The organism is Mesorhizobium sp. M7A.F.Ca.US.014.04.1.1 (assembly GCF_003998745.1).
Lineage (GTDB): Bacteria > Pseudomonadota > Alphaproteobacteria > Rhizobiales > Rhizobiaceae > Mesorhizobium > Mesorhizobium ciceri.
On sequence record NZ_RZRW01000601.1, the window covers coordinates 1 to 3,381 of the forward strand.

At 62.7% G+C, this 3,381-nt stretch carries 3 protein-coding genes; 1 reads left to right on the plus strand and 2 read right to left on the minus strand.

The annotated features are described in order from the left end of the window. Positions 1-792, plus strand: a 792-nt coding sequence (locus tag EOA22_RS28355; RefSeq protein WP_164755910.1) for an NAD(P)-dependent oxidoreductase, incomplete at its 5' end; no start/stop codon positions are given. 126 nt (positions 793-918) lie between these two features. On the opposite strand, the gene EOA22_RS28360 is transcribed toward EOA22_RS28355, so the two are convergent. Together EOA22_RS28360 and EOA22_RS28365 are read right to left on the minus strand one after the other, a co-directional pair. After that, positions 919-1,434 carry a TIGR00645 family protein gene (locus EOA22_RS28360; RefSeq protein ID WP_013530171.1) on the minus strand — a complete coding sequence of 172 codons (516 nt, stop codon included), beginning with the start codon at positions 1,432-1,434 and terminating at the stop codon, positions 919-921. A gap of 306 nt (positions 1,435-1,740) precedes the next feature. Beyond that, on the minus strand, positions 1,741-3,381 hold a 1,641-nt coding region (locus EOA22_RS28365; protein WP_245478708.1), incomplete at its 5' end, for an OmpA family protein.

A 3,381-nucleotide genomic window follows, 5' to 3' on the forward strand; every position in this document is an offset into this window, starting at 1 on the left:
GCGCGCGACGGCGCCAATGTGACGATCGCGGCCAAAACCGCCGAACCGCATCCGAAGCTGCCCGGCACAATCTATAGCGCGGCAGAAGAGATCGAGCAGGCCGGCGGCAAGGCGCTGCCCGTGCTGTGCGACATCCGTGAAGAGGCACAGGTGGCCGAGGCGGTCGCCAGGACCGTGGAAAAGTTCGGCGGCATCGATATCTGCGTCAACAATGCCAGCGCCATCCAGCTCACCGGCACGCTGGAAACCGACATGAAGCGCTACGACCTGATGCATCAGATCAACACGCGCGGCACCTTCCTGGTGTCCAAAATGTGCATTCCGCACCTGAAGTTGGCCAGCAATCCTCACATCCTGAATCTGGCACCGCCGCTCGACATGAAGGCCAAGTGGTTCAAGAACCATGTCGCCTACACGATGGCCAAGTTCGGCATGTCGATGTGCACGCTGGGCATGAGCGCCGAGTTCGCCAAGGACGGCATCGCCGTCAATTCACTGTGGCCGATTTCGACCATCGACACGGCAGCCGTGCGCAATCTGCTGGGCGGCGCGACGGTGGCGGCAATGAGCCGTTTGCCCGACATCATGGCCGATGCTGCGCATGCCATCTTTATGCGGCCGGCGCGCGAAGCGACTGGCAACTTCTACATCGACGAAGAGGTGCTGCGCGCCGAGGGCGTCAGCGATTTCTCGATCTATGCGCCTGATGCGACCGGGCCGCTGGCCGGCGACTTTTTTGTCCCCGACGAGGTGTTTGCCCGCACGGACAGCAAGATCAGGAATATTTACTAGAGCTCTTTGTTTTGACGCGACGGGCGTCGAGCCAAGCCCTTCGCCACCCGCAGGGAAAGCCCTGCTCGAACAAGGCGGTAGGGCATCGTTCCTGCGGGATTGATTCAACGTCCGGCGGGCGCAGGCTCACGCCTCGTCCTTCTTGCCTTTGCTCAGGCCCATCAGCCGGTCGATATAGGCGAGCATGAGCGCCGAGACGACGAAGGCGAGATGGATGATGGTCAGCCACATCAACTGGTCGGTCGTGTAGGACGATGAGTTCAAGAACACCTGCAAGAGGTGGATCGACGAGATGGCGACGATGGTCGAGGCAACCTTGACCTTCAGCGAACCGACATCGATGGTGCCCAGCCAGTGCACACCGCCGTCCTGGTCGTCGAAGCGGCTGACGAAATTCTCGTAGCCCGAGATGATGACCATCACCACCAGCGAGGCAACCAGCGCGGCATCGATCAAGCCGAGCATCTTCAGGATGGTGTCGGTGTCACCGAGCGTGAACGCCAGGCTAATGAACTCATAGAGCTTCTTGCCGAAGGACAGCGCATAGACGGCCAATGCCAGGGCCAGGCCTATATAGAAAACGACGAGCAGCCAGCGTGAAGCGAGAATGATCGATTCGATGGCGAGTTCGAGACGCTTCATGGGATGATTCCGGCGGGTTGATCTCTCAGACAATGGCCGTATTCGACGAGGCCGCCACCGTTTGCAAGACAAAAAACCCCGCCGAACAAAGTCCGGCGGGGCTCAATGCGTCCCGCTGGAGTCGGGACGGGGCAGGGAACGCCCAGCACCGAATCTGGGGTGGCTGCGCTCGCGATTCAATGAGCCGTGTCTAACGCCCGTACAATTCTTGTTGAACCCCGCACATCCATCCACCCCCGGCTGTGCCGGGGGTGGATGCTTCTCTTGCCGATTCCACAAACCGGGTCATGATTTTGAAATCATGACCTAATTGTTGCTGGCGACCGGTGCCACCAGCGAGGTGATGCGGCGGATGGCGACGCGGCGGTTCTCGCGGTTGGGCGCCGCCGTGTTGACCTTCAGATACTCCTCGCCATAGCCCTGTGTCGTCAGGTTTTCCGGCGGGATGCCGAAGGCATTGGTCAGAGCCTCCGCCACCGCTTCCGCACGGCGATCGGAAAGAGCGAGGTTAGCCTCCGGTGTGCCGACCGCGTCGGTGTGACCTTCGATCAGGAAGGTCTCGGCCGGGTTCTTCTTCAACAGCTTCTCCATGGCCGTCGCTACGCCCTCGAGCTTCTGCACCTCGGTGTCGGAGATGGAGGCCGAACCGAATTCGAAGTTGAGCGTGTCGAGATCGACGCGACGTGCGATGTCGCGCACGCGGGCCGAACGCTTGACCTCGTCGATCGAATAGAGGCGCTGGACCTTCTCGACCGGGGGCTGTTCGAGGAACTCGTAGTAGTCATCGGGGCTCTCGACGTCCTCGGAATCGAGAATGTATTCCCGGCGCGGGATGGTCAGCCGCATCGGCGGCAGGTCGTCGCCGGGATCACGCCAGTCGCTGTCATCTTGATAGTGCCGCTCGTCGACATAGCTCAGCACATATTCGCGTCCATCCGGCGCGATGCGCGAACGCTGGATAACGTCGCCATAGCGGTTGCGGATGGTGACGATCCGGACACCGTTGTCACGCTCGACGATTTCCCGGGTGCGATCGCCCGACAGATCCTCATAGTAGACTTCTTTGGCACCGCGGGTGACGCGCGGGGCGTCATTGCTCTGGACAAATGTCTGGTTGTTGAACTGTAGGATGACGCGATCGCCGAGTTTCCTGACGACGTCGACGCCTTTCGGACGCCGACGATCGCGGGCGATCTCATCGGGCGCACGCTCTACGCGCGTGCCCTTCTCCTCGGTCACCGGGACGATCTTCTCGGGCTTGATCTCCTGCTGTGCGGCCCTGTCGTCGGTGGGCGGCGGACCCTGGTCGACGGGAGCAGCCACCGGCTTGCGGCCCTGATCGCCACCTTGCTGGGCATTTTGCCCGCCATTCTGCTGCTCGCCATCCTGCTGAGCATTCTTGTCGCCACGTTTGCGGCCGCCGCCCCTGCGCTCGACGTCCTTCTGGCTGTCCAGGATGGGAGCGGCGTTTGGATCGGCCGGTGCTTCGCCTTGCACCGGGTTTTCGCCCTGTGCCGGTGCTGCCGTCTGACCATTGGCCGGTTGTTCGCCGGTGGTGGGTTGTTCGGCCGTCGCCGGCTGCTCGCCAACAGGTTTCCTGCCGTGCTTCTTCGTCGTGTCCTGGGGCTGCTCGCCTTGGGCCGCCGGCTGCTCGCCGGCAGGGGCCGTCGCCTCTCCAGCGGGAGCTTCCTTCGGCGTCGGGGCGACTTCAGGTTGGGCTTGCTGATCCTGCCTGTTCTTCTTGCGCGGCTGGGCCTGCTCGCCGGGCTGATTGTCGTTGGCCGGCGCGACCTGTTCGGCCGGCGTCTGCTCGGTCTGCTGCTGCTGATCACGCTTCTTCCTGCGCGGCTGCTGTTCCCCTGCGGGTGCTGCCTGTTCGGCCGGCGCCTGCTCGGTCTGCTGCTGCTGGTCACGCTTCTTCCTGCGCGGCTGCTGTTCCCCTGCGGG